This window comes from Amycolatopsis viridis (assembly GCF_011758765.1).
Lineage (GTDB): Bacteria > Actinomycetota > Actinomycetes > Mycobacteriales > Pseudonocardiaceae > Amycolatopsis_E > Amycolatopsis_E viridis.
Genome location: NZ_JAANOU010000001.1, coordinates 2,661,332 through 2,687,058 on the forward strand (window position 1 = coordinate 2,661,332; position 25,727 = coordinate 2,687,058).

The window sequence follows — 25,727 nt, forward strand, 5'->3', positions numbered from 1 at the left end:
CCCGGTGACCGGCGGCGTGGTGCCGGACGCGCGCGCCCACGGCGCGGCGCGGTGGCTGGCCGCCCGGGGCGTCCGGGAGCACTCCCGGGTCGCGCTCGACGTGCCGGACGTGCTCCCGTGGTTCCTCGGCGCCGACCTGCTGGGCGCCGCGGCACTGGTGGTCGAACCGTCCTGGACGCCGCGGGAGCGGGCCGCGGTGCTCGCCGACGCCGACCCCGACCTCGTGGTCTCCGGCGTGACCGCACCGCAGGGCGAGCCGGTCGAGCCGGCCGGCTCGGGCGGCACGTTCTTCTACCTCGCGACGACGTCGGGCAGCAGCGGCAGTCCCAAGGTCCTCGTCCGCACCCGCGACTCGTGGCTGCGCAGCTTTTCCGCGCTCGGCCCGCTGCCCGGGCCGGTTCTGGCCCCCGGGCCGCTCAGCTCGTCGTTGTTCCTGTTCGCCGCGCTGCACGGGCTGTGGTGCGGGCAGCCGGTGACGACGCTGCCACGCTGGGACGCCGAAGCCGCGGCCCGCGCCGGGGCCGCGACCGTGCACCTCGTGCCGGCGATGCTGTCGGCGTTGCTGTCGGCACTGGAACGGCGCGGCGGACCCGGCACGCTGCGCACGGTGGTGTGCGGGGGCGCGCACCTCGGTGACGAGGTCCGCGCCCGGTTCGCGCGCGTGCTGCCGGACGCCGAGCTGATCGAGTACTACGGCTCGGCGGAGCATTCGCTGATCGCGATCCGCCGTGGCGACGGCGGTCTGCGCCCGGTTCCGGGCGTCGACCTCCAGGTGCGGGACGGGGTGCTGTGGGTGCGCTCGCCGCTGGCCTGCTCCGGGCAGCTCCGCGACGGGGACCTGCGCCCGTCCGGCGACTGGTCCACGGTGGGTGATCTCGCCGGGTTCGACGCGTCGGGTGCGCTGGTGGTGCGCGGCCGGGCCGGATCCGTGGTGTCCAGCGGCGGGCGCCTGGTGCCCGCCGAGGAGGTCGAGGCGGTGCTGCGGAGCGCGCCGGGCGTGGACGATGTGCTCGTCACCGGCACCCCGCACCCGCGGTTCGGTGAGCTGGTCACCGCGATCGTCGAAGGCCGGCCGCGGTTGCGTGACCTGCGGGCGGTCGCGCGCGCGGGGCTGGCTCCGGCGTACCGGCCGCATCGCTGGCTCGTCGTCGAGCAGCTGCCGCGCACCCCCTCTGGCAAACCGGCTCGGGCGCTGGTCGCGGACCAGCTAGCCGGCGGCACCCTTCCCGCGGAGCCGCTGACATGACCACGCCGGTGGTGATCGCGGCCCGGCGCACCGCGATCGGCACCGCGTTCGGTGCGCTGCGCGGGGTCGCCGCCGACGAGCTGGCCGCGCCCGTGCTGCGCGCCGCGCTCGACGACGCCGGCCTGGACACCGTCGACGACGTGGTGCTGGGCAACGTGTTCGGCCCCGGTGGCAACGTCGCGCGGGTCGCCGCGCTGCGCGCCGGTCTGGGCAGCGGGGTGCCCGGGGTGACGATCGACCGGCAGTGCGCCAGCGGCCTCGCCGCGATCACCCTGGCCGCCGCGATGATCCGCGCCGGGGAGGGCGAGGTCTACCTCGCCGGCGGCGTGGAAAGCGCCTCAACCGCGCCGTTTCGCGCCTGGCGCGTGGACGGCAGCACCGAGCCGGGGGAGTTCTACACGCGGGCACCGTTCGCCCCCGCCGAGATCGGCGACCCGGACATGGGCCCGGCCGCGGACCTGGTGGCGGCGCAGGCGGGCATCTCCCGGCAACGGCAGGACGCCTTCGCCGCCCGCAGCCACGCCCGGGCCGTCGCGGCCCAGCGGGCCGGCCGGTTCGACGCGGAAATCGTGCCGGTGCGCGGGGTGGTGCGCGACGAGCGCCCGCGCGCGAACTTCACCGCGGACCGGCTGGCCCGGTTCCGCCCCGCGTTCACCCCGGACGGCACCGCGACGGCGGCCAACTCGTGCGGCATCAACGACGGCGCGGCGGCCGTGCTGATCGTCAGCGAGCGGGTGTGGCGGCGGCTCGGGGTGCCGGGGTTGCGGCTGACCGGGTCGGCGACCTCGGCGGTGGACCCGAACCGGCTCGGGCTGGGCGCGGTGCCGGCGATGAGGCGCGTGCTGGACCGGACGCCGGACGTGGTGGAATTCACCGAGGCGTTCGCCGGGCAGGCACTGGCCTGCCTGGACGCGGCCGGTGTCGACGAACGGACCGTGAGCCCGGACGGCGGCGCGATCGCGCTCGGGCACCCGTGGGGGGCCTCCGGCGCTGTGCTGGTCGTGCGGCTGTTCGGCACACTGGTGCGGCAGCGCGCGGGCGGATGCGGCCTGGCCGCGTTGTCCGCGGGCGGCGGCGTGGGTGTGGCGACGATGTGGGAGACCGGATGATCGAGTTCGACGGCGTCGGGCACCGCTACGGCGAGCGGGTGGTGCTGTCCGATGTGGATCTCCGGATCCCGCAGCGGCGGGTGGCGTTCGTGGGCGCCAACGGGTCCGGCAAGTCCACCCTCGCCCGGATGATCAACGGCCTGGTCACCCCGGTGTCCGGCCGGGTGCTGGTCGACGGCCTGGATCCGGCGCACGAGGGCCGGGCGGTGCGGCGGCGGGTCGGGTTCCTGTTCACCAACCCGGACAGCCAGATCGTGATGCCCACCGCCGGCGAGGACGTGGCGTTCTCGTTGCGCCGGAGTGGACTGTCCACAACGGAGCGTTCCCGGCGGGCCGCGGAGGTGCTGGAGCGGTACGGCCTCGGCGGGTACGCCGACCACCCGGCGCACCAGCTCTCCGGCGGGCAGAAGCAGCTGCTGGCGTTGTGCGCGATGCTGGTGCTGGAGCCGGACATCCTGGTCTGCGACGAACCGACCACGCTGCTGGACCTGCGCAACAAGCGGCGCTTCGCCGAGACGCTCGCCGGGCTGGATCAGCAGGTGGTGCTGGTGACGCACGACCTGGACCTGCTGGCGGGTTTCGACCGGGTGGTGGTGCTGGACGCGGGCCGGGTGGTGGCCGACGACGAGCCGGAACCGGCGATCGCGCACTACCGGAAGCTGATCGCGTGAACACCTGGTACGAGCCGGGTACGAGCCCGGTGCACCGCGCCCCGGCGGGCGTGAAGTTCGGGCTGCTGCTGGTGCTCGCGGCGGTGGTCTTCGTGCTGCGGTCACCGTTGTGGCTCGGGGTGCTGTCCGGGGCCGCGCTGGCCGGGTACGTGCTCGCGCGGGTGTCGTGGCGGCGGTGCCGGGGGCTGCTGCGGTCGGCCGGGCTGCTCGTGGTGGTGGTGTTCGCGTTGCAGTGGTGGCTGCTCGGCCTCGAGCCGGCGGTGGTGGTGTGCTTGCGGATCGTCGCCGCGCTGGCCGCCGCGAACCTGGTGACCATCACCACGCGGGTGGCGGACCTGATCGCCGCGATCGAGCGTGGCCTCGGCCCGCTGCGGCGGTTCGGGGTGCGGCCGGAGCGGCTCGGTCTGCTGGCCGGCTTGACGCTCCAGGCGGTCGCGGCGCTGACCGCCATCGCGGGCGAGGTCCGGGAAGCGGCCAAGGCGCGCGGAGCGGACCGGTCGGTGGTCGCGTTCACCGTTCCGTTCCTGGTGCGCACCCTGCGGCACGCCGACGAGCTGGGGGAGGCGCTGGCCGCGCGCGGCGAGGGCGACCGCTGAACCCCGGCCCGTCGCGCGGATTCCGCCTGCGACGGCTGATCGCCGGCCACTATCCTGGGCCGGTGACCGACGAGGCCCCCGGCGACCGCCGCAGCAGGCTCGGCCAGGCGCTGCGCGAGGTTGACCGGCACGAGAGCCTGCTGCGCACGGCGCGGTTCGTGCGGCGGCTCGCTCCCGGCGACAGCGAGATGGGCGATCCGCTGTCGACCGCGGGCCGGCTGCCGTCGCACCGGCTGGCCCGCGCTCTGGCCGGCACCGCGGAGCCGAGTGTGCTCCGCGAACTCGGCCTGACCGCGGTGCAGGTGTGGCAGGCGTTCACCGCGTCGCGGCGCGCCACCGAGACCGCCGGGATCACCATCCTGTTCACCGATCTGGTCGGGTTTTCCACGTGGGCGCTGGACGCCGGGGACGACGCGGCGCTGCGGCTGCTGCGTGAGGTCGGCCGCGTCTGCGAGCCGGAGATCACCCGCCGCGGCGGACGGATCGTCAAACGCCTGGGCGACGGGCTGATGGCGGTGTTCGCGGATCCCGCTGCCGGTGTCGAGGCCGCGGTGGCGGCGTGTGCGCGGGTGGCGGAGCTGGAGATCTCCGGCCACCGGCCGAGCCTGCGGGCCGGTCTGCACGCCGGCACCCCGCGCAAATTGGGCCACGACTACCTGGGTGTGGACGTCAACGTGGCGGCGCGGGTGGCCGACGCCGCGTCCGGCGGCCAAGTGCTGATCTCCGGCCCGGTGCGCGAGGCGCTGGACCCGCAGCGGTTCCCGGTGCGCCGCAAACGCTGGTTCCGCGCCAAGGGCACGCCGCGCGACTTGGAGATCTTCGCCGTGGAGACGGCGTAACACGCACCGGAGCGACTGTCCAACGTGGACTGACGCGGATACGGCCGGCCGATGGGACGTCCCGGTGTGCGGGTGGGGTGCGCACCGGGTGGACCGGCCCGCCCGGAGCGCGCCGCGTGGGCCACCGGTTGCCCCGGGCTCGGTCCGGGCGCCTGCCCGGCACGGCCCACGAGCGCGGGATTCCCCGTCCCGGGGGGCGGCAAACTCCTCTGTGGACGTGGCCCGGTCCGCGCGCCGGGCATCCCCCGTTCTTGGGATTTCGCCTGGCGGCTGCGGGTGGACGCGTGCTAATTTCCGACCTCGCGTGGGCGTACACGACGCTGGAGGGGAACGTATGTGTGCCGAGCCGGACCCGCGGGGCGCCCGATGAGCGACCGCACCCCCATCTTCGACGACGTCGTCGCCGCGATCGGGCTGGACTGGGCCGACGTGCAGGGTGGTGACGAGGCCCGGGCGGCCGCTGAGGACGCCGCGGAGGAGGTCGTCTCGTGACCCGGCAGGGGTCCGATCGCGTGGAATCGGCCGTTGCGGTGGCGCCCTGCGGCGCGAGCGGTCATCCTGCGAGCATGGCTGACGGGACCGAAGCCGGGCCGGACGAGCTCTTCTGGCAAATCGTCGAGGTGCTCCACGTACCGCGTTCGCTCGCCGAGCAGGAGCTCGCCCGCTCCCGCTCCGACGTCGCGAACGGCGCGGTGCGGCCGGGTGACCCGGCCGAACCCTACGCGCTGGCCTGGCGGCGCATCCGCACCCGGTGGGCGGGCCGCGAACTGGCCTGAGCCGGCCTCCCGGCGGCACGGCCGATCGTGCCCGCCGCTGCCCGCGGCGCGGGACGGCCGGGGGCACACCCGTCCGCCCCGGCGGTCCGGGTTCCGCACGCGCCCTCCCGCACCGTCACCCCGGCCGGGGACCCGCCGCCGCGGCCGGCGTGACCGGCCCCACACCCACGGCGACGGGCGAACCCGGACCGGCCGCTCCGGCGGCGTACTGCTCGGTCGTCCCCGCGGCCGGGCGCGGGGAGCCGGACGGCGTCGACCGCGGTGACGCCCCTCAGCCGGCTGCTGCGTGCCCGGCAGGCTCACCCGGCCGGACATTCCGGGGAAGCGTGCCGGCCGCCGGGCCGCACCGTGGCCACCCCGCCGGGATCCCGGTCCCCGTCCGGATGCTGCCGTCCGGGCCCGCGGCCGAGCCCCGTCGGTGACCCGGCGGCCGGCGCGGCCGGGTCCGCCCCGCATCGGCGCGGCCCGGCGAGAAAGATCCACTGTGGACGGCAATGGCACAAAGTCCTCATTTTGGGGACTTCGGCCTTGCCCGACCGGCCCCGTCCAGGCGCATACTGGTGAGGCACGTGCGGGTGCTCGGGGCACCGCACGGGCGGGGAAAGCGGGTTCCGTCGGGGGATGGTGCCCGCAGGAGGTCGATGCCCGGCCGGTCGGGGCCGTGAAGGGCAGGCGGTCTCCGACGGCGGGCCGGCTTGGGGAAGCCGGCCCGCCGTGCTGTGTGCGGGGGTGACCACATCGCGGAACGGCCTTGGTGCCGTCGGCGGGCGTCTAGTACCGTGGCCGCAGGCCGAGAGGCGCTGCAACGGACCCGTGGTCCGCCACGCTCGGCCCCTTCCGTTCGCACCAAGGGCGCCTCCCGATGGATGGGAGGGCGCTGGTGGACACGATCGCGGCACTGCGAGAAATCCTGGACCGGCGGGTGGCCGTGCTGGACGGCGCCTGGGGCACGACGCTGCAGGGGGCGGGCCTGACCCCGGCCGACTACCGCGGCGATCTGATCACCGACCACCCGCACGACGTCACCGGCGACCCGGACCTGCTCAACCTCACGCGGCCCGACCTGATCCTCGACGTGCACCGGCGCTACCTCGCCGCGGGCGCGGACATCACCACCACCAACACGTTCACGGCCACGAGCATCGGCCAGGCCGACTACGGGCTGGGCCACCTGGTCCGCGAGATGAACGTGCGCGGCGCCCGGCTGGCGCGCCAGGCCGCCGACGAGGCCGGCGGGAAGTTCGTCGCGGGATCGATCGGCCCGCTCAACGTCACCCTGTCCCTGTCGCCGGAGGTCGACGACCCCGCCTACCGGGCGGTGACCTTCGACAAGGTGCGCGACGCCTACGCCGAGCAGATCGCCGCGCTCGCCGAGGGCGGCGTCGACCTGCTGCTGATCGAGACGATCTTCGACACGCTCAACGCCAAGGCCGCCATCGCCGCCGCCCGGGAGGTCGCCCCGCACCTGCCGCTGTGGATCTCGGTGACGATCGTCGACCTGTCCGGCCGCACGCTGTCCGGGCAGACCGTCGAGGCGTTCTGGAGCGCGGTTGAGCACGCCGACCCGCTGGTGGTCGGTGTCAACTGCTCGCTGGGCGCCGAGGAGATGCGCCCGCACGTCGGGCAGCTGGCGAAGCTGGCCGGCACCTACGTCGCCTGCCACCCGAATGCCGGGCTGCCCAACGCGTTCGGCGGCTACGACCAGACCCCCGCCGAGACCGCGCGCCTGCTCGGCGAGCTCGCCGGCACCGGCCTGGTCAATATCGTCGGTGGCTGCTGCGGCACCGGCCCCGAGCACATCGCCGAGATCGCCGAGGCGGTTGCCGGTGCGGCCCCGCGGGTGGTTCCGCCGCCCCGCGCGCACACCCGGTTCAGCGGGCTCGAGCCGTTCGACCTCGGCGCGGACACCGGGTTCGTGATGATCGGCGAGCGCACCAACGTCACCGGCTCGGCGAAGTTCCGGCGGCTCGTGGAATCCGGTGACTACCAGGCCGCGGTGGACGTCGCGCTGGACCAGGTCCGCGGCGGCGCCAACCTGCTCGACGTGAACATGGACGCCGACCTGCTCGACTCGGAGCGGGCGATGACCACGTTCCTCAACCTCATCGCCACCGAACCCGAGGTCGCCCGCATCCCGATCATGATCGACAGCTCGCGGTGGAGCGTGCTGGAGGCCGGGCTCAAGTGCGTGCAGGGCAAGGGGGTGGTCAACTCGATCAGCCTCAAGGAGGGCGAGGAGCAGTTCCTGCAGCAGGCCCGCCGGATCCGCGACTACGGCGCCGGTGTCGTCGTGATGGCGTTCGACGAGCAGGGTCAGGCCGACACCTGCGCGCGCAAGGTGGAGATCTGCGGCCGCGCCTACGACCTGCTCACCCGCGTGGCCGGCTTCCCGCCCGAAGACATCATCTTCGACCCCAACGTGCTGGCCGTCGCCACCGGCATCGCCGAGCACAACGGCTACGCCAAGGCGTTCATCGACGCGCTGCCGCTGATCAAGCAGCGCTGCCCGGGGGCGCGCACCAGCGGCGGCATCTCGAACCTGTCGTTCTCCTTCCGCGGCAACGACGTGGTGCGCGAGGCCATGCACTCGGCGTTCCTGTTCCACGCCGTGCGGGCGGGACTGGACATGGGCATCGTCAACGCCGGTCAGCTCACCGTCTACGAGGACATCCCGGCCGAGTTGCTGGAGCTGGTCGAGGACGTGTTGTTCGACCGCCACCCGGACGCCACCGACCGGCTGGTCTCCTACGCCGAGACCGTCCGCGGCCAGGGCCGCAAGCGTGTGGTGGACCTGTCCTGGCGCGAGGCGCCGGTGGCCGAGCGGCTGCGGCACGCGCTGGTGCACGGCATCGTCGACCACATCGAGGACGACACCGAAGAAGCGCGGCAGAGCTTCGCCCGTCCGCTCGAGGTCATCGAGGGCCCGCTGATGGACGGCATGAAGACGGTCGGCGACCTGTTCGGCGCCGGCAAGATGTTCCTGCCGCAGGTGGTCAAGAGCGCGCGGGTGATGAAGCGGTCCGTCGCCTACCTGGAGCCGTTCATGGCGGCGGAGAAGGAGCAGCTGCGGGCCGCGGGGCAGGTCCAGGCCGAGCGCGGCCAGGGCAGGATCGTGCTCGCCACCGTGAAGGGCGACGTGCACGACATCGGCAAGAACATCGTCGGTGTCGTGCTGGGCTGCAACAACTACGAGGTGATCGACCTCGGCGTGATGGTGCCGGCGGCGAAGATCCTGGACACCGCGGTTGCCGAGAACGCCGACGCGATCGGCCTGTCCGGGCTGATCACGCCGTCGCTGGACGAGATGGTCACGGTCGCCGCGGAGATGCAGCGGCGTGGTCTGAAGATCCCGCTGCTGATCGGCGGTGCGACCACCTCGCGCCAGCACACCGCGGTGCGGATCGCCCCGGCCTACGACCACACCACGGTGCACGTGCTGGATGCCTCCCGGGTCGTCGGGGTGGTGTCGGACCTGCTCGACCCGGACCGCGCGACCGCGCTGGACCAGGCCAACCGCGCGGAGCAGGAGCGGCTGCGTGAGCAGCACGCCGGCAAGCAGCGCCGCCCGATGCTGACGCTGGAGCAGGCGCGCGCGAACCCGGAGCGGGTGTCCTTCGACGAGCTGCCGGTGCCGTCGTTCACCGGCGTGCGGACCGTCGAGCCCGGCCTGCCCGCGCTGCGGGACATGATCGACTGGCAGTTCCTGTTCCTGGCCTGGGAGCTGAAGGGGAAGTACCCGGCGATCCTGGAGCAACCGGTCGCGCGTGAGCTCTTCGACGACGCGAACGCGTTGCTGGACCAGATCATCACGGACGGCAGCCTGACCGCCCGCGGCGCCTACGGGTTCTGGCCCGCGCACCGCGAGGGCGACGACATCGTGCTCGAGCGCGGGGTGCGGTTCCCGATGCTGCGCCAGCAGACGTCCAAACCGCAGGGGCGCGCGAACCGGTGCCTGGCCGACTACATCGCGCCGGCCGGGGACCACCTGGGCGGGTTCGCGGTGACCGTGCACGGCGCGGAGGAGCTGGCCCGCCACTACGAGTCCCGCCACGACGACTACCGCGCGATCATGGTCAAGGCGCTGGCCGACCGGCTGGCCGAGTCCTTCGCCGAGTACCTCCACCTGCAGGCCCGGCGGGAGTGGTTCGAGCCGGACGCGCAGCCGTCGCTCGCGGACCTGCACGCCGAGCGGTTCCGCGGGATCCGCCCGGCGCTCGGGTACCCGGCGAGCCCCGACCACAGCCAGAAGCGGGAGCTGTTCGACCTGCTCGGGGCGGCGCGGCTGGGGCTGGGCCTGACCGAGTCGTTCGCGATGACGCCCGCGGCGAGCGTGAGCGGGCTGATCTTCGCGCACCCGGCGTCGCGGTACTTCACCGTCGGCCGGCTGGGCCGCGACCAGGTGCGCGACTACGCCGCGCGGCGTGGCGTGCCGCAGGCGGAGATCGAAAAGTGGCTGCGCCCCAACCTGGACTACGACCCCGCGGACTGACCCGGTCCTCATCGGGACGAAGCGTGTCCAGCTGAAATGGTTTGCTCACCCGGTCAGGTGGTAGTCCGCCCGGACGGCAGACTACTCACTCAACGGGGTGTGAGATGCACCTGGAATACGAGCACGCGGCGGCCTCCGGGCTCCGCCGTTACGTCAACACGGTCGCCCAGGAGCTGGGTTGCAGCGGCGAGGCCTATTACGCGCACGTGGACCCGGCACCGGCCTACGCCTACATCGCGCTGGACGACCGGCTGTCCGACCATCCCGGCGAGGACACGGCGCTGGTGTGGAACGAGAACGACGGCTGGGCGGTCGCGATCGAGGTGACCGCGGGACACGAGCTGACCGTGGTGCGCTACTTCGGGCGTGAGCTGCTGCCCCCGCCGCCCGACGTGGCCCGGTTCGTGGAGGACGTGTTCGCGGGCCGTGCCCCGGAGGCGGGGCCGGCGGGCACGACCGACGCTGCCGCCGTGCGTCAGCACCTGGCCACCTACGCGATCCCGTACCAGGAACGGGTGACCGCCCGTCCGGGTCGGCCGGCCGAACAGGCCCGCCGGCGCCCGACGAGCTGATTCCCCGGGCGCTGCGCCGTTGGCGGGCTGGGCTGCCCGCGGCGCCCGGCGTGGTGCCCAGGAGCCGGTGGTCTGCCGGGTTTCGCTGATCGCTTTCGCCGGTTGCTTCCGCGTGGGAGGCTGTCCGGTAACGAAACGCGGGACTGCGGAGTCTCCTCGGGTGAGGGCCCGGGGGACGAGGAGGACCATGGCGGGGGACACGGACGCCGATGCCGAGCTGATCGGGGCGGTCCGCGGCGGCGATCTGGCTGCGTACGACACGCTCTTCCGGCGGCACCTGCCGGCCGCGCGCCGGGTGGCGGCGATGCTGTGGCGGGACCGGGCCGAGGTCGACGACCTGGTGGCTGAATCGTTCCTGCGGGTGTTCGCGGCGATCCGGGACGGGGCCGGCCCGGCCGACCGGTTCCGCCCGTACCTGCTGGTGACGTTGCGGAACCTGGCGATGGACTGGGGGCGCCGCCGCGAGCGGTGCGACCCGTGGGCCGCGACCGGCGACGACGGCGCGCCCGGGGTCGAGGAGATCGTTATCGACCGGCTGACCGGCGAGGTCGCGCGGTCGGCGTTCGAGACGCTGCCCGCGCGCTGGCGGTACGTGTTGTGGCACACCGAGATGCTCGGCACCGGGCCGGGGAAGCTCGCCGGCGAGCTCGGGATGACGGCCAACGGGGTCGCCGCGCTCGCGGTACGGGCGCGCGAGGGGTTGCGGCAGGCGTTCCTGCAGGCCCACGTGCCCGCCGCGCGCACCGAGGAGTGCCGCACCGTCCGGCGGCGGCTGGCGGCGTGGACCCGGGGCAAGGTCACCGCGCGGCAGCGGCAGGCGGTGTCGGCGCACCTCGCGCGGTGCCCGAAGTGCCAGCGGATCGCCGCCGCGCTGGAGACGGTCAACGGCGGGCTGCCGGCGCTGGTCCCGCTGCTGGGACGGTTGCTCGGCGGCGGGCCGGCCGTACCCGCCGGGGAAGCCGCCTCGGTCGCGGCCGGTGGTGGCGCTCCCGCCGCGTCCGCGGTGTGGGGCGGGGCGTCCGCGGCGCTGTCGAAGGTCGCGGCGGCGGCGACGCTCGCCGCGGTGGCGGCGGTGGCCGGGCCGGTGGTGACCGCGGAGCCGCCGCCCGGAACCGCGGCAGCAGCGCCGGTCGTGGCCAGGACGCCGGCGGTGCCCGCCGCCCCGGCTGCCCCGGCGCGGCGCGGACCCGGCGCCCAGCGGCCCACCGGAGCACAGCCGGAAACCGGCGGTATCGCGCCGGTCGAGGGCACCGCCGGACAGCGCACCACGACCAACCCCGGCCCGGCCGCGGCCGACGGCCCGCCCGGCGGCACGGACCCCGGCGCCGGCGCGAACGGCCATCGCCGCGGGCGCGGCAACGGGGCCGGGACGGGTGACTTCACCACCGAGGCCGATCGCGGTGACGCCGCCGATGCGCCGGGCCGGTACCACCGCCCAGCCGCGGGGACACCCCCGGACGCCAACGGCAAGGCCGGTGGCCGCGGTGCCGGAAAGCCCGTGGGTGCAGGGAAAAACGACTTCACCACCAAGGCCGATCGCGATGGCGCCGCCGATGGTCCGGGCCGGCACCACCGCCCAGCGTCGACGACGGCCGCGGATGACTCCGGCACCGGTTCCGACGCGGCGAATGCCGGTGCAGTTGCGCACGGCAAGGGAGATGGCGCCACGAAGCCCGGCACGCTCGGGCACGGTGCGGGCCACCGCGCCGCGGACGCCCCGGCGAGGCGTAGCCCTGACCTGGGCACCGGTAGTGCCGCCGCCGGAGCGGCTGCGCCGGGGCGGTAGCGGAGTAACACACACGGCCAGGCCCGGCACCGCGCCCAGCGCGCCGGCCGCGCCACGCCGGGTCCTCGCGAAGACCCCGCGAAGACACGGCGAAGACACGGCGAACACCGGCGGTACCACGCGCGCCAGGCCGGCCACCGGTTACCGGGAGCCGGTCACCCGCACCCACGTCCGCTCGTACCCCGGGATACGGGCGTGGAACCGCGATCGCCGGTTCCGCGTCCACCGGGCCGAGAAGGAGGTCCGGTGGGGTAGACGAGATCTACTTCGGACTCGTGTTGGTGCCGCAGGGGCTCTGGATACTGATCAGCCCGCGGTCCGCGCGCGAGTGGTTGCACCGGCGGGACGGCGGCGGCTTCCGCGAGTTCAGCGACCGGGAACTGCTGCTCACCCGCGCCGCGGGTGCCGCGGGCATTCTGGTGTACGTGGCCGCGGAAATCTTGTTCTGAGCGCTCGCACGGAGACGGTCCGGCGGCCACAGCTCGAGCACATCCACCGACACCCGCACAGCCGGGTCGTTTCCGTGCCGAGAGGCCCCATGGCGTGGGCGTACTGGGCCCAGGTGCGCACGGGGTGGGGCACCAGACGCTGCCCGGGTTCGCGCAGGATGACCTGCCACACCGTGGACCGCGCGAGACACCGCGGCGATGGCTGCCAGCAGCGGCCCGTCCCGGGCCTCCAACACGGCGCGGTCGATGTCCTGGATGAACTCGTTGCCGCCCAGCTCGACGATCACCGTGCGCCCGCCGGGCAGGTAGTCGTCAGCGCGGGCACCGGTGTGGACCATCCCGGCACTGTGGTTCCACCTGGCGCCCGCCAAGCCGGTCACCCGGGGTGGCCCAGCCGTTCGCCGTGGCCACGGCCGACGGGGTGGCGGGCGCGCCCGGCGTCAAGGGTGAACAGCGGTGTCAGCACGGCGCCCGCGAACACGGCGGCGAATGCGGTGCCGCTGATGCCTTTGGTGCGCGGATTCTGCACCGCCCCGCGGTGCTCGGCATGCCCAGCTTCGGGGCCCACCGGGACACGCGCGCCGGCACCGGCGAACCGGGGTGCGGCATGATCGCCACGCCTGCCTGCGTGCGTCTTGTTCCGCCGTGTGCCGCGTGGCGGCCGCGCAGCCCGTCCCGCCGGGCCGGACGGCCTGCCCCGGCGCGCTCAGCCGAGCCAGCGGACCGGGTCGGCCAGGACCGCCGCCAGTTCGTGGTAGGCGGCGCCGGTCGCGCCCGGAGCGGAGTTGTCCGGCGCCGCGTGGATCGCCGGCGCGGTCCACCTGGCGGACAGCACCCGCGCGCGCAGCCGGGCCGCCAGTTCCGGTCGCAACAGGTCGGCGACCTGTGCGAGGTGCCCGCCGAGCACCACCGTCGGGATGTCCAGCACGTTGATCACCCCGGCCAGCGCCACTCCCAGCGCATGGGCCGCCGCCGTCACCGCCGCGCGTGCCCGGGCGTCGCCCGCCGCGGCCAGCTCCGCGAGGTGCGCCGGGGTGGAGGCGGGCGGCAAACCGGCGGCGGCGAGCAGCGCGTCCCGGCCCGCGTAGGTTTCCAGGCAGCCGGTCGACCCGCACCGGCACGCCGGGCCCGCCGGGTCGACGCACACGTGCCCGATCTCGCCGGCCCACCCGTGCTGCCCCGCCATCACCGCACCACCCACCACCGCCGCGCCGCCGATGCCGATCTCACCGGAGAGGTACACGAAGTCGGCGAACGGCCCGGGGCGCCCGGGGGCGACCTCGGCGACCGTGCGGGCGGCGAGGTTCGCCTCGTTGCCCGCACGCAACGGCAGTCCCGCCACCGCGGCCGGGGCCAGCAGATCCGCCGGGCGCACGCCGGACCACCCGAGGTTCGGGGCGCGCAGCAGGGCGCCGTCCGCCGCGGCGACGATTCCGGGCAGGGCGAGGCCCGCGCCGACCAGCCGCAGCTCGCCGGGCAGCCCGCCGAGGACCCGCGCCGCCAGCGTGCCCAGCCGGGCCAGTGCGCGCGCCGGGTCGCTTCCCACCAGGTCGGCGTACTCCAGCGACTCGGCGACCACCCGGCCCCGCAGGTCGATCACCCGCACCGCGAGGAACCCGGCGTTGACCTGCAATCCCAGCGCGGCGAGCCGGGACCCGGGCACCAGGGGAGTGGCCGGACGGCCGCGCCGGCCGCCGCCGTCCGGTTCGATCTCGGCGAGCACCCCCGCCGCCACCAGTTCGTCGGCCAGCCGCGTCGCCGTGGTGCGGGTCATCGAGGTCGCCGCCGCCACGTCCGCGCGCGACAGCGGCCGGGCCGACGCGCACACGGTGCGCGCCACCAGTGCCAGGTTTCTCGCCCGCAGGCTCGACTGACGTGCGCTGGTCTGCGGGCCGGGGACGGTCACGGCCCCGATCCTAACCGGACGATCGATTTCGTTCAGCGGGTGGACGAAATCATCCGATCAGATGCTCGAGCGCGAGCTGCTGCAACTGCACGAACCCGAAGTCGCGCTGCGCGGCCTCCCCGGGATCGAAGCCGTCGTCGGCGGCCAGGAAGTCCGCGACCGACTCGCCCGCGGCGAGTGTCGGCTCGGCCAGCTCGAGCACGCCGGCCCGCTCCCACGCCTGCCGCACCCGCGGGTCGGCGCGGAACGCCTTCGACTTCTCCGCCAGCAGCAGGTACGTCGCCATGCACGCCCGCGCCGAGTCCCAGATCCCGTCGAGGTACTCGGTGCGGGACGGCTTGTAGTCGAAGTGCCGCGGCCCGGTGTAGCGGGGCGCGTCCGGGTAGCCCGGGAAACCGTTCTCCAGCAGGTCGACGGTGAAGAACGCGGAGATCAGGTCGCCGTGGCCGAACACCAGGTCCTGGTCGTACTTGAGTCCGCGCTGCCCGTTCAGGTCGAGGTGGAACAGCTTCCCGCTCCACAGCGCCTGTCCCAGGGCGTGGGTGTAGTTGAGGCCGGCCATCTGCTCGTGCCCGGTTTCCGGGTTGAGGCCCACGATGTCGCCGTGCTCCAGCTGCGCGATGAGCGCCAGGGCGTGGCCGACGGTGGGCAGGAAGATGTCGCCGCGCGGCTCGTTCGGCTTCGGCTCCAGGCCGATGCGCAGGTCGTAGCCCTGCGACTTGATGTAGCCGGCGACGGTGTCCAGGCCCTCCTTGTAGCGCTCGAAGACGGCGTGCAGGTCCTTGGCGCCGTCGTATTCGGCACCCTCGCGCCCGCCCCACATCACGAATGTGGTCGCGCCCATCTCCGCGGCCAGGTCGCATGCCTGCAGCACCTTGCGCAGCCCGAAGCGGCGCACGCCCCGGTCGTTGGAGGTCAGGCCGCCGTCCTTGAACACCGGGTGGCTGAAGGTGTTGGTGGTGACCATCTCGATGACGAGGCCGGCCTTGTCCGCCGCGTCCTTGAGCCGTCCGGTGAGCTTGCGCCTGGTCGCCGGGTCGGCGTCGAAGGGGAAGACGTCGTTGTCGTGGAAGGTGATGCCCCACGCGCCCAGTTCGGCGAGCTTGTCGGCGTACTCCCACGGATCCAGCGCCGGGCGGCTCGGGCCGCCGAAGGGGTCGGTGCCGGTCCAGCCCACGGTCCACAGGCCGAACGAGAACTTGTCCTCGGGGGTGGGTTGGCGCACCATCGCAGCTCCTCCAAATTTGTTTTCTGGAGTAACTTATTCGCGCGGTGTCGGCACGGTCAAGGGGCCGGGCGGTGTTCGCCACCCGGCCCCTTGACGTGTTCGTGCTCAGCCGGCGGTCGGCAGCCGCTCGCCCGTCTCCGGGTGGAAGGCGTGCACCTCGTCCGGGTCACCGACCGCGATCTGGACGGTCTCACCCAGTTGCGGCGGACGCCGTCCGTCGGCGCGGACCACGAACCGCTCGACGCGGTCGCCGATCTTCACCCCGCCGTGGATGTAGGCGTCGGCGCCCAGCTCCTCGACCAGCTCGACGACGAGCTTCGCCGCCGGCTCACCGGCACCGGCCAGGCGCAGCGACTCCGGCCGCAGGCCGAGCGTCACCGACTCCACCCCGGCGGAGCGGGCGGCGGCCATCGTCGCGCGGGGGAGCGGCACGGTCAGCCCGTCGAGCTGCGCACCCTCGGGACTGAGGGTGACGGTCTTCAGGTTCATCGCCGGCGAGCCGATGAAACCGGCCACGAACGCGTTCCGCGGCCGTTCGTAGAGGTTGCGCGGGGTGTCGCACTGCTGGAGCTTGCCGTCCTTGAGCACCGCGACCCGGTGGCCCATCGTCATGGCCTCGACCTGGTCGTGCGTGACGTAGATGGTGGTGGTGCCCAGGCGCTTCTGCAACGCCGCGATGTTGGCACGGGTCTCCACCCGCAGTTTGGCGTCCAAGTTGGACAGTGGCTCGTCCATCAGGAACACGGCCGGCTCGCGCACGATGGCGCGGCCCATCGCGACCCGCTGCCGCTGCCCGCCGGACAGCGCTTTCGGCTTGCGATCCAGGTACGGGGTGAGGTCGAGGAGGGCCGCCGCCTCGCGCACCCGCTCAGCGATCTTGGCCTTGGACACGCGCTTGAGCTTGAGCGCGAAGCCCATGTTCTCGGCGACGGTCATGTGCGGGTAGAGCGCGTAGGACTGGAACACCATCGCGATGTCGCGGTCCTTCGGCGGGATCGCGGTGACGTCCTTGCCGTCGATGAGGATCGCGCCCTCGTCGACGTCCTCCAGTCCGGCGAGCATCCGCAGCGCCGTCGACTTGCCCGACCCCGAGGGGCCGACCAGGACCAGGAACTCGCCGTCGGCGATGTCGAGATCGAGGCTGTCCACGGCCCGGACCGGCGGCGAGCCGGGGTAGAGCCGCGACGCCTGCCGGTAGCTGACCTCAGCCATGTGGGGACCGCCCTTCGCGCCACGTCGTCGTTCCGCCCTGTCTATCCGGTCCCTGCACCGGCCGCCAGGATTCGTCAATTCAGTAAACTGACGAATGTGGAGGCCATGGACGCGCAGGCCATGCGGCGGCACAACGTCGCCCTGGTGATGGAACTGATCGCCCGCGACGCCCCGGTGTCGCGGGTCGAGCTCGCGCGGCGAACCGGGCTGACGAAGGCGACCGTGTCGAGCCTGGTCGCCGAGTTGACCGGGGCGGAGCTGGTGCGCGACCTCGGGCCGGAGCCGGGGCGCGCACCGGGCCGGCCGGCCGGGCGTCTCGTGCTCGACCCGTACGGGCCGGTCGCGCTCGGCCTGCAGTTCGGCTCCGGGCACATCGCGGGCGTGATCCTGGACCTGTCCGGGCGCCCGCTCGCCCGGCGGCTGCGGCGGTTCGACGTGGCCGCCGGGGGCGCGCCGGACGGGGTGCGCGCGGCCCGGCCGGTGCTGCGGCAGCTGTTCGACGAGGCCACCACCGCCGGGCGGCTGGTCGCGGGCGTCGGGGTCGCGGTCGGCGGCACGGTGTCGCATGGCCTGGTCTCGGCGTTGCCGCTGGGCTGGCACGGGGTGGACCTGCGGGGGCTGGTCGCGGCCGAGTTGCGGGCGCTGGACCTGCACGGGCTGGACGTCCTGGTGGCCGGGGAGGTGGCGTGCGCGGCGCTGGCGGAGTACCAGGCCGGGGCGGCACGGGACTGGCTGTACCTGGGTGGGGAGGAGGTGATCGGGCTCGCGCCGCTCAACCCGGCCGCGAGCCTCGCGGGCGATCTCGGGCACGTGCCGGTGCGCCGTCGCGGCGAGCCGTGCCCGTGCGGCGGGCGCGGGTGCCTGGACCGCTACGCGGGCCGCCCGGCGATGGCGGCGGCCGCCGGGCTGGCGGACGCCGGGGTCACGCGGCTGCTGGCCGGCGAGGAACCGTTGGCCGTCCGGGTGCGGGAGCAGGACCCGGGGGCGCTGCGGGCGCTGCACCGCGCGAGTGAGGCCCTGGCCGACGCCCTGATCGGGGTGCGTGCCCTGCTCGCGCCGGAGACGATCGTGCTCGGCGGCCGTCTCGCTGGCCTGGGCGAGGCGTTCCGGCACGCGGTGGTGGGCCGGCTCGGATCCGGGCTGACGGTGCGGTTGTCGAGGCTGGGCCCGGATGCCGCGGTGCGCGGCGCGGCGGGACGGGTGATCGCGCGGGTCGTCGCGGACCCGCTTGCCTGGATCGAGGGCTGATCGGGCGGACCGTCGCCGCACGCCCGTGAGCGGCGGTCCGGCGGGACCCCGCGCCGCGCACCGGACACGGCGGAACCTAGGCGATCTTGGTCTCCGGGACGTGCCGGACCGGGAACGACACCGAGTTCGCGATGAAGCACAGCTCGTGTGCGCGGTGGTGGAGTTCGGCGGCCCGGTCGGCGTCCTCCGCCGTCGCCACGGTGACGACCGGGTTCAGGGTCACCTCGGTGAAGTGCCCGCCGCCGTCCGGCGTTTCGGCCATCCGGCCGGTCGCGGTGTCGCGGTAGCCGGTGACGGTGATGCGGTGCCGCGCGCACAAAGCCAGGTAGGTCAGCATGTGGCACTGCGACAGCGACGCCACCAGCAGCTCCTCCGGGTTCCAGCGGGAGGGGTCGCCGAGGAAGGCGGGGTCGGCGGTCGCGGCGATCACGGGTTTGCCCTCGGCGGTGATGTCGTGACCGCGGTCGTAGGCCCGGTAGCCCTCGCCGGTGGTGCCGCTCCAGGTGACGGTGACCTGGTAGCCGTGTTCTTTGCTCATCGTGGTGCTCCTTCGGGCGCAGCGGTCACCGGAATCTACAAAGGCGCAGGCCGCACCGTCCACCGAGATCGGCTGCCGGGCCCGCGGACGGACCATGACCCTCGCCACCTCCCGCCGCCGGCGAACCCGGGCCCGCCCGTCGCCGGACCCGGTGACAGGGCCGTCCGGCTCTACCACCCGGCCGCCGGTGGCGGCAGCATCGCCGGTGACCGGAACGCAGGGAGGCCGACATGGGCGTTTACCACGAGCAGGTTCTGCCGCGGCTCGTCAACGTGCTGGGCGGGATGCAGGCGGTGGCACCGCACCGTGCCCGGGCCTGCGCGGGGCTGCACGGCCGGGTGCTGGAGATCGGGTTCGGCTCGGGACTCAACATCCCGTTCTACCCGCCCGCGGTGACCGCCGTGTGCGCCGTTGAGCCGTCCGACGTCGCGTGGAAGCTGGCCCAGGATCGGGTCGCCGGGGCCCAGGTGCCGATCGAGCGGGTGGGCCTGGACGGCCAGTCGGTGCCGTTGCCGGACGACAGCTGCGACACCGCGCTGTCCACGTTCACGCTGTGCACGATCCCGGACGTCCGTGCGGCGCTTGGGGAGCTGCGGCGCGTGCTCAAACCGGGTGGCACGCTGCACTTCTTCGACCACGGGCTCGCGCCCGACGAGGAGGTGCAGCGCTGGCAGCACCGCCTGGACCCGCTGCAGACCCGGCTCTTCGGCGGCTGCCACCTGACGCGCCCGATCACCGGACTGCTCCGTGAAGCGGGCTTCGAACTGCACGAGGTCGAGCAGTTCTACGAAAAGGGCTCACCGAAGGTGATGGGAGCCGACTCGCTCGGTGTCGCGGTGTCCCCTTAGGACCGTCCATTGAGGCGGGCAGGCAGGCGCTCGAACCCGCGCAGGATGCGGGTTTTCCGGCGCCGCGCGCCCGGCGTCAGCCGAAGCTGCGGGTAGCGGTCGAACAGCGCGCGCAACCCGACCTCGCCCTCCATGCGGGCCAGCGCGGCGCCGAGGCAGTAGTGGCGGCCGGCCGAGAACGAGATGTGCTCGCGCGCGTTCTCCCGCCGCACGTCGAACCGGCCGGGCTCGGCGAAGACCGCCGGATCGCGGTTAGCGCCGGCGAGGATCGTCGCCACCACCGAGCCCGCGCGCACCGGGACCCCGCAGATCTCCGTGTCGCGCAGGCAGGTCCGGCCGGTGAGCAGCACGGGCGGGTCGACGCGGAGGATCTCCTCGACCGCGTTCGCCCACCGCGACGGTTCTGCCCGCAGCGCCGCGAGCTGCCCGGGATGGTCGTGCAGCAGGGCGATCCCGTTGCCGAGCAGGTTGACAGTCGTCTCGAACCCGGCCGCGAGCACCAGCCCGGCCGTCGAGCGCAACTCCAGATCGGTCAGCCCGACACCGTCCTCGCGCGCGGCCACCAGCTGGCTGAGCAGGTTGTCGCCCGGACGCGCGCGCAGGCGGTCCAGGTGGTCGCCGAGCCACGCGTCGAACTCGGCCAGTGCCGACTCCACCGCCCGGAACTCCCGCCACGACAGGCCCATGTCGAGGCTCGGCGCGGCGGCCGTGCCCAGTTCGAGCACCCGCCGCCGGTCCTCCTCCGGCACGCCGAGGATCTCGGCGATCACGGTCACCGGCAGCAGCGCGCAGTAGGACTCGATCAGGTCGACCGGCCCGTCCGGATCCAGCGCGTCGAGCAGGTCGCGGGCGATCTCCTCGGTGCGCACCCGCAGCTTCTCCACGGCGCGGACGGTGAAGACCCGGGTCACCAGCTTGCGGTAGCGCGTGTGCTCCGGCGGCTCGGTCGCCAGCAGCGACGGCGGCGTGATCGGGTTCATGGCCTCGCTCGCCGACCACTCGCCCAGCCGCGCCAGCACCCCGTCGGTGGCCACGCCGACCCCGGTGCGGAAGTCGTTGCTGGTCAGCACTTCCCGGACCGCGGCGTGGCTGGTCGTGACGCAGGCGAACGACCCCTTGTACAGCGGGCCGTGCGCGCGGATCTCGTCGAACAGCCCGGTGAGCGCGGCGGTGGGCGACACGGCGGCCTCGGCGACCAGCCGGGCCTGCAGGTCCCCGCGCCGGGCAGCGGCGCGCAGCATGGTGCGGGGGAGTGCGTGGGCGACGCCCCAGCGCACCGCCGGTTTCGCGCCGTCCCGCAGACGCGCCACCCTCGTCACGACCGCCACCTCCACCGTGGTACTGCCGGGTACCAGGAACCGTAGAGGCGGACGAGTGCCCCGGTCAAGCAGCTGGGTTAGGTTGACGGCGTGACCGACGCCGACGTGGCAGCCACCGGGTTCCGCGACCGGCTCCTGCGGGGCATGGCGGCCGCTCTGCGGGAGCGGGACTACCACGAGCTCACCATCGCCGACGTCGTCAACCACGCCCGCACCTCGAAGCGCACGTTCTACGAGCAGTTCGGGAGCAAACAGGAGTGCTTCGTCGAGCTGCTCCGGGAGACGAACGCCCGGATGGTGCGCGACATCGCGGCCGCGGTCCAGCGGGACGCCCCCTGGCAGACGCAGGCGCGGCAGGCGGTGGAGGCGCTGATCGGCTCGATGGAGCGCGACCCGGAGCTGTGCCTGACCTGGATGCGGGCCGCACCGTCCCTCGGCGAGGCGGGGCGTGCGCTGTCCCGGGAGAGCATGGACTCGTTCGTGGCGCTGATGCGGACGCTGGCCGACACGCCGGAACTCCGCGCGGCGGGCGTGGTCCCGCCGTCCCGCCAGCTGGGGATCACGTTGTTCGGCGGATTGCGCGAGCTCATCGCGACCACCCTGGAGGAGGGTGGCGACCTGGCCGGCACGGTGGAGGTCGCGACCGAGGTCGTCACGCTGATCATGGGACCCCGGTCGCGCTGAGCCCGGCCGGCGCAGCCGACCGGGCGGGGTCCGGCGCGGGCGAGGGCGTGCTGGCTAGCTCGCGAACGTCTCCCCGAGCACGTCCATCGCGTCGTGCAGGAGGTCGTCGCCGATCGTCAGCGGGGGCAGGAAACGCAGGACGTTGCCGTGGGTCCCGCAGGTCAGCACGATCACGCCGCGCTCGTGGGCGGTCGTCGCGACCGCCTTCGCCAGTGCCGGGTCCGGTTCCCCGGTGCCCGGGTGCACCAGCTCGGCCGCGATCATCGCCCCCCGGCCGCGCACGTCGCCGATCCGCGGATCGCCCAGCCCGCGCAGCCGCGTGGTCAGCAGCTCCCCGATCTCCCGGGCCCGCGTCACGAGCCCGTCGGTCTCGATGGTCTCGATCGCGGCCAGCGCGGCGGCGCAGGCCAGCGGGTTTCCGCCGTAGGTGCCGCCCAGCCCGCCGGCGTGCACGGCGTCCATGATCTCCGCGCGGCCGGTCACCGCCGACAGCGGCAGGCCACCCGCGATGCCCTTGGCGGTCACGATCAGATCGGGGACCACCGCCTCGTGCTCGCAGGCGAACCAGTCACCGGTGCGGGCGAAGCCCGTCTGCACCTCGTCGGCGACGAACACGACGCCGTTCGCGCGGCACCACTCGGCCAGCGCGGGCAGGAACCCGGGCGCGGGCTCGATGAACCCGCCCTCGCCCTGGATCGGCTCGATCACCAGCGCCGCCAGGTTCGCCGCCCCGACCTGCTTCTCGACCACGTCCAGCGCCCGGCTTGCCGCGGTCGCGCCGTCCAGGCCCCCGTCGCGCAGCGGGTAGGACAGCGGCGCCCGGTAGACCTCCGGCGCGAACGGCCCGAACCCGTGCTTGTAGGGCATGTTCTTGGCGGTCATCGCCATCGTCAGGTTGGTCCGGCCGTGGTAGGCGTGGTCGAACACCACCACGGCGTTGCGGCCGGTGTGCGCGCGGGCGATCTTCACGGCGTTTTCCACCGCCTCGGCGCCGGAGTTGAACAACGCGGTGCGCTTGGCGTGCCCGCCCGGGGTGAGCCGGGCCAGCGCCTCGGCGACGGCGACGTAGCCCTCGTACGGGGTGACCATGAAGCAGGTGTGCGTGAACGCCCCGGCCTGGGCGCGCACCGCGTCGACGACCCGCGGCGCGCTGGCGCCCACGGTGGTGACCGCGATGCCCGAGCCGAGGTCGATGAGGTGGTTGCCGTCGACGTCGACCACGATGCCGCCGCCCGCCGCAGTCGCGAAGACCGGCATCGTCGTGCCGACCCCGGCGGCGACCGCCGCGGTCTTGCGCGCCATCAGTTCCCGGGACTTCGGTCCCGGGATCGCCGTCTCCAGCCGCCGCTGCTGCCGGATACCTGTCTGGGTGCTCGTGGTCATGCCCCAGTTTCGGGACGGCCCGGTCATGCTGTCCAATACTTGGTTGGCAGGATTTCCATGCCTGGGAGGCATCAGAGATGGAGTTGCGTCACCTGCGGTACTTCGTGGTGACCTGTGAGGCCGGCACGGTGAGCCGCGCGGCGGAGCTGCTGCACATCACGCAGCCGAGCCTGTCCCGGCAGCTGCGGCAGCTGGAGGACGAGCTGGGCGCCGGGCTGTTCGACCGGGCCGGGCGGCGGATGACGCCGTCGCGGGTCGGCCGTGCGCTCCTCGGCAGCGCACGCGACGTGCTGGCGCGCGCGGACGCGCTGAAGACGGCGGCGACGTTCCACGCGCACGGCCGCATCGACCGCCTCACCGTCGGCGCGCCGACGGTGACGCTCACCGACGTGGTGGCCCCGTTCATCGCGACGCTGGCCCCCGAGGACCCGACCATCGACGTGCTGGGCGCGGACGGTCTGTCCGCAGTGGACACGCTGGCGCGCGGGGCCGACCTCGCGATCGCCACCGCCGCACCGCGCGCGCCGTACCGGTCGCGGCGGCTGGCCGTGCTGCCGGTGTGGGCGTACGTGCCGGCGCGGCACCCGTGGTGCGACCGGGAGGCGGTGGCACTGGAGGAGGTGCTGGCGGAGACGGTGATCATCCTGCCGCCGGCGTTCACCGCACGGCAGGCCCTGGACGCGGCGCTGCTCGCGGCGGGCACGACCTACGCGCGGGTGATCGAGGCCGCGAACGGCACGGTGGCGCAGGCGCATGCGGCCGCGGGGCGGGGAGTGGCGCTGGTGTCGGACGATCCGCGGTTCGGACTGGTGCCGCTGCGGGTCCACGCCGGGCAGCGGCAGCTGGAGATCACCCTGTTCGCGGCGTGGGATTCGCGGCACGAGGCGGCCACCACGCTGGAGGCGTTCGCACGACGCCTGGGCGGGTTCGTCGCCGCCCGGTACGGATGAACCGCGCGAACATCCACAATAGACGGATGGCCGGTGCGGGCGGGTCAGGCTGCCTGCGCGGTCCCGCCGCCCAGCCGGGCCAGCAGATCCGCCCGGTGCAGATCCGCCACGGGGGAGAGCAGGTCCGGGTGCCGCAGCAGCACCGCCGCCTGCCGGTCGCGCCGGTCGGGGTCGGCGAGGCGGCGGAAGTCCGGCGCGAGACCGGCGGCGTGCACCGAACCGGTGACCGTCGCGATCGCCGCCACCGCGAGGCCGCGGTCGGCGAGCAGGCACGCCGCCCAGCTGGCCACCACCTCGTCCACCCAGGTCCGCCACCCGGCGTCCTCGCCCGGTACGGCGTCCACGCCGGTGACCCAGTCCAGCCGGCCGGACCCGCCGGGGCCGACGACGTCCAGCAGCCCCGCGTCGAGCGCTGTCGGGTACCGCAGCCACGCGGCGACCGTCGCGGCCTGGCGGCACTGCGCCTCGGCGAGGGCGCCGCTGAGGGCACCGCGCTCCGGCGGGTACGCGCGCAGCAGCCACTGCGCGGTGGCCGCGATGACGGACGACAGGTCGGCGGGCACGGGAACACCTTCCGGGACAACACCAGCGATCCGGGGCACGCTAACAGCCGGCCGCGGCCGTTCCGAGGCGCTTTTGCCCCACGTCACAGCCACTATGAGGGGTGTCACGCCGAAACGACAGTGCCCCGCCGGTGACGGATCACCGGCGGGGCACTGGTCGGAGAGTGCGCGATACTGGGATTGAACCAGTGACCTCTACCGTGTCAAGGTAGCGCTCTCCCGCTGAGCTAATCGCGCGAGGTGGAGACGGGATTCGAACCCGTGTACACGGCTTTGCAGGCCGTTGCCTCGCCTCTCGGCCACTCCACCGTGCGGGCCCGAGTGGGCACCTCCGAGCGGACGACGGGATTCGAACCCGCGACCCTCACCTTGGCAAGGTGATGCGCTACCAGCTGCGCTACGTCCGCCTACCGTGACTCCGGGAACCGGTGTGGTCCCCGTCGCCGTGGTGTGAGAGAACAATATCCGACCCCGGAACCCGCGAAAACAGGGGGGTGGGTGTTCCCGCCCGCCCGCGCGGGTGCTATCCAAGATCGTTGGGGATCAGGTGGGTGAGGGCCTCGTCCATGTCGACCCACAGGTGCTCGTTGCCGGGGAGCACCACGTCATAGGTGCGATCCAGGAAGTCGGCGAGCTCCTGGGCGGAGGCCTCGAACACCGCGTGCCCCGACGGGGAGTTCAGTTCGATCATCACCGACTCGGGGTCCTCGACCGACGGGCGGATCCGGACGTCGCCGTCGCCCGCCTCGGCCAGCAGGCCGTCGGCCAGCAGGTCCCGGGCGTACACCCATTCCACCCAGCCGGCGCGGCCGGTGCGGAACGCCGCCACGACCGCGTACGGGTCGCGGGTGTCGTACCGCAGCTCCACCTTCACCGGCACGGCCGGAGCGCGCGGGGCCAGGAGGTCGAACACCGCCGTGGAGCGGAGCGTCACGTGGTCGTTGCGCATCGTCTTACCTTTCGTCTCCCTTCACGGCCCACTCGGCCGAGCTTCGAGTGTGAGACGCACGAACCCACCGCCTCGAATCGCGATTCGCCCGTGCTTCACCCGGACGGGTCCGCGGCACCTCTTTCCCACTCGCGCTCGCGCGATACCAGCCCGGGGGACGGTACCGCTGATCGTCTACCCACACATACTGCTCGGTTCAACGCGTGCTGGACAGCGTCGCATTGCAGCCTGACACGTGACCTGGCTCGCCCCTGCGGTGGGGGCACCCACGGTCACCTCGGATTTCTCCGGTGCGTATCCAGTCCTATCCGCAGCGTGCAGCGCAAAGACCACCCGTTTGCGGTGTCCCGGTCGCGATCCGCTAGA

24 protein-coding genes, 3 tRNA genes and 1 riboswitch are annotated in these 25,727 nt (G+C 73.9%); of the genes, 15 read left to right on the forward strand and 12 right to left on the reverse strand.

What is annotated here, in order from left to right; genetic code table 11:
- Positions 1-4: 4 nt before the first annotated feature.
- The 11 genes from FHX46_RS13130 (at position 5) to FHX46_RS13175 (ending at position 12,533) form a co-directional block, all read left to right on the forward strand.
- Positions 5-1,246, forward strand: coding sequence for a class I adenylate-forming enzyme family protein (locus FHX46_RS13130; RefSeq protein WP_313886118.1), 1,242 nt, complete (start codon positions 5-7; stop codon positions 1,244-1,246).
- Positions 1,243-2,355 carry a thiolase family protein gene (locus FHX46_RS13135; protein ID WP_167113788.1) on the forward strand — a complete coding sequence of 371 codons (1,113 nt, stop codon included), beginning with the start codon at positions 1,243-1,245 and terminating at the stop codon, positions 2,353-2,355. The genes FHX46_RS13130 and FHX46_RS13135 overlap by 4 nt, the downstream gene beginning before the upstream one ends.
- The gene (locus FHX46_RS13140; RefSeq protein WP_167113791.1) at positions 2,352-3,026 is read left to right on the forward strand and encodes an energy-coupling factor ABC transporter ATP-binding protein; all 675 of its coding nucleotides are present in this window, start codon (positions 2,352-2,354) and stop codon (positions 3,024-3,026) included. The genes FHX46_RS13135 and FHX46_RS13140 overlap by 4 nt, the downstream gene beginning before the upstream one ends.
- Positions 3,023-3,622: an energy-coupling factor transporter transmembrane component T family protein gene (locus FHX46_RS13145; RefSeq protein ID WP_167113794.1), complete on the forward strand. Its 600-nt coding sequence runs from the start codon at positions 3,023-3,025 to the stop codon at positions 3,620-3,622. Before FHX46_RS13140 ends, FHX46_RS13145 begins: the two co-directional genes overlap by 4 nt.
- Positions 3,623-3,684: 62 nt before the next feature.
- Positions 3,685-4,461, forward strand: a complete 777-nt coding sequence (locus FHX46_RS13150) for an adenylate/guanylate cyclase domain-containing protein (RefSeq protein WP_167113798.1) — start codon at positions 3,685-3,687, stop codon at positions 4,459-4,461.
- Between the two features lie 366 nt (positions 4,462-4,827).
- On the forward strand, positions 4,828-4,953 hold the full coding sequence (locus tag FHX46_RS28810) for a hypothetical protein (protein WP_279589462.1): 126 nt from the start codon (positions 4,828-4,830) through the stop codon (positions 4,951-4,953).
- A 74-nt stretch (positions 4,954-5,027) separates the two neighbouring features.
- Positions 5,028-5,237: a hypothetical protein gene (locus FHX46_RS13155; protein WP_167095909.1), complete on the forward strand. Its 210-nt coding sequence runs from the start codon at positions 5,028-5,030 to the stop codon at positions 5,235-5,237.
- Positions 5,238-6,023: 786 nt separating this feature from the next.
- Positions 6,024-6,102, forward strand: a riboswitch (S-adenosyl-L-homocysteine riboswitch).
- Positions 6,100-9,726, forward strand: coding sequence for a methionine synthase (metH, locus tag FHX46_RS13160; RefSeq protein ID WP_167113801.1), 3,627 nt, complete (start codon positions 6,100-6,102; stop codon positions 9,724-9,726). (Overlaps the previous riboswitch by 3 nt.)
- A gap of 104 nt (positions 9,727-9,830) precedes the next feature.
- Entirely contained in the window at positions 9,831-10,298 is a 468-nt protein-coding gene (locus FHX46_RS13165) for a DUF6292 family protein (RefSeq protein WP_167113804.1), read from the forward strand.
- 187 nt (positions 10,299-10,485) lie between these two features.
- Complete coding sequence (locus FHX46_RS13170) at positions 10,486-12,084, forward strand: sigma-70 family RNA polymerase sigma factor (RefSeq protein WP_167113807.1); 1,599 nt, start codon at positions 10,486-10,488, stop codon at positions 12,082-12,084.
- 275 nt (positions 12,085-12,359) lie between these two features.
- Positions 12,360-12,533 carry a hypothetical protein gene (locus FHX46_RS13175; protein WP_167113810.1) on the forward strand — a complete coding sequence of 58 codons (174 nt, stop codon included), beginning with the start codon at positions 12,360-12,362 and terminating at the stop codon, positions 12,531-12,533.
- Between the two features lie 376 nt (positions 12,534-12,909).
- Here FHX46_RS13175 and FHX46_RS13180 read toward each other — a convergent pair whose 3' ends face one another.
- The 4 genes from FHX46_RS13180 to FHX46_RS13195 form a co-directional block, all read right to left on the reverse strand.
- Positions 12,910-13,062: a hypothetical protein gene (locus tag FHX46_RS13180; RefSeq protein ID WP_167113813.1), complete on the reverse strand. Its 153-nt coding sequence runs from the start codon at positions 13,060-13,062 to the stop codon at positions 12,910-12,912.
- Between the two features lie 177 nt (positions 13,063-13,239).
- Positions 13,240-14,439, reverse strand: coding sequence for an ROK family protein (locus FHX46_RS28815; RefSeq protein ID WP_167113816.1), 1,200 nt, complete (start codon positions 14,437-14,439; stop codon positions 13,240-13,242).
- Between the two features lie 49 nt (positions 14,440-14,488).
- Positions 14,489-15,667 carry a xylose isomerase gene (gene xylA / locus FHX46_RS13190; protein WP_167113819.1) on the reverse strand — a complete coding sequence of 393 codons (1,179 nt, stop codon included), beginning with the start codon at positions 15,665-15,667 and terminating at the stop codon, positions 14,489-14,491.
- Between the two features lie 105 nt (positions 15,668-15,772).
- Entirely contained in the window at positions 15,773-16,879 is a 1,107-nt protein-coding gene (locus FHX46_RS13195; protein WP_167113822.1) for an ABC transporter ATP-binding protein, read from the reverse strand.
- 105 nt (positions 16,880-16,984) lie between these two features.
- Between FHX46_RS13195 and FHX46_RS13200 the strand changes: the two genes are divergently transcribed.
- Positions 16,985-18,127 carry an ROK family transcriptional regulator gene (locus tag FHX46_RS13200; RefSeq protein WP_243871595.1) on the forward strand — a complete coding sequence of 381 codons (1,143 nt, stop codon included), beginning with the start codon at positions 16,985-16,987 and terminating at the stop codon, positions 18,125-18,127.
- 76 nt (positions 18,128-18,203) lie between these two features.
- Here the strand turns inward: FHX46_RS13200 and FHX46_RS13205 are convergent, their stop codons facing one another.
- The gene (locus FHX46_RS13205; RefSeq protein ID WP_167113824.1) at positions 18,204-18,665 is read right to left on the reverse strand and encodes an OsmC family protein; all 462 of its coding nucleotides are present in this window, start codon (positions 18,663-18,665) and stop codon (positions 18,204-18,206) included.
- 230 nt (positions 18,666-18,895) lie between these two features.
- On the opposite strand from FHX46_RS13205, the gene FHX46_RS13210 reads away from it, so the two are divergent.
- Positions 18,896-19,513, forward strand: coding sequence for a class I SAM-dependent methyltransferase (locus FHX46_RS13210; protein ID WP_167113828.1), 618 nt, complete (start codon positions 18,896-18,898; stop codon positions 19,511-19,513).
- Here FHX46_RS13210 and FHX46_RS13215 read toward each other — a convergent pair.
- Positions 19,510-20,754, reverse strand: a complete 1,245-nt coding sequence (locus FHX46_RS13215) for a cytochrome P450 (RefSeq protein ID WP_208401201.1) — start codon at positions 20,752-20,754, stop codon at positions 19,510-19,512. The two genes, FHX46_RS13210 and FHX46_RS13215, sit on opposite strands and share 4 nt — an antisense overlap.
- A gap of 168 nt (positions 20,755-20,922) precedes the next feature.
- Between FHX46_RS13215 and FHX46_RS13220 the strand changes: the two genes are divergently transcribed.
- On the forward strand, positions 20,923-21,516 hold the full coding sequence (locus FHX46_RS13220) for a TetR/AcrR family transcriptional regulator (protein ID WP_167113834.1): 594 nt from the start codon (positions 20,923-20,925) through the stop codon (positions 21,514-21,516).
- A 54-nt stretch (positions 21,517-21,570) separates the two neighbouring features.
- On the opposite strand, the gene gabT is transcribed toward FHX46_RS13220, so the two are convergent.
- Complete coding sequence (gene gabT, locus FHX46_RS13225) at positions 21,571-22,899, reverse strand: 4-aminobutyrate--2-oxoglutarate transaminase (RefSeq protein ID WP_167113837.1); 1,329 nt, start codon at positions 22,897-22,899, stop codon at positions 21,571-21,573.
- A gap of 77 nt (positions 22,900-22,976) precedes the next feature.
- Between gabT and FHX46_RS13230 the strand changes: the two genes are divergently transcribed.
- Positions 22,977-23,849: a LysR family transcriptional regulator gene (locus FHX46_RS13230; protein ID WP_167113840.1), complete on the forward strand. Its 873-nt coding sequence runs from the start codon at positions 22,977-22,979 to the stop codon at positions 23,847-23,849.
- A gap of 44 nt (positions 23,850-23,893) precedes the next feature.
- Here the strand turns inward: FHX46_RS13230 and FHX46_RS13235 are convergent, their stop codons facing one another.
- The 5 genes from FHX46_RS13235 to FHX46_RS13255 form a co-directional block, all read right to left on the reverse strand.
- A complete protein-coding gene (locus FHX46_RS13235; protein WP_167113842.1) occupies positions 23,894-24,412 on the reverse strand; it encodes a hypothetical protein in 519 nt (172 codons plus the stop codon).
- 165 nt (positions 24,413-24,577) lie between these two features.
- A tRNA-Val gene (locus FHX46_RS13240) sits at positions 24,578-24,649 on the reverse strand.
- 1 nt (position 24,650) lies between these two features.
- Positions 24,651-24,721, reverse strand: a tRNA-Cys gene (locus FHX46_RS13245).
- 25 nt (positions 24,722-24,746) lie between these two features.
- Positions 24,747-24,819 (reverse strand) — tRNA-Gly (locus FHX46_RS13250).
- 116 nt (positions 24,820-24,935) lie between these two features.
- Positions 24,936-25,361 carry an SsgA family sporulation/cell division regulator gene (locus tag FHX46_RS13255; RefSeq protein WP_167113845.1) on the reverse strand — a complete coding sequence of 142 codons (426 nt, stop codon included), beginning with the start codon at positions 25,359-25,361 and terminating at the stop codon, positions 24,936-24,938.
- Positions 25,362-25,727 lie beyond the last annotated feature (366 nt).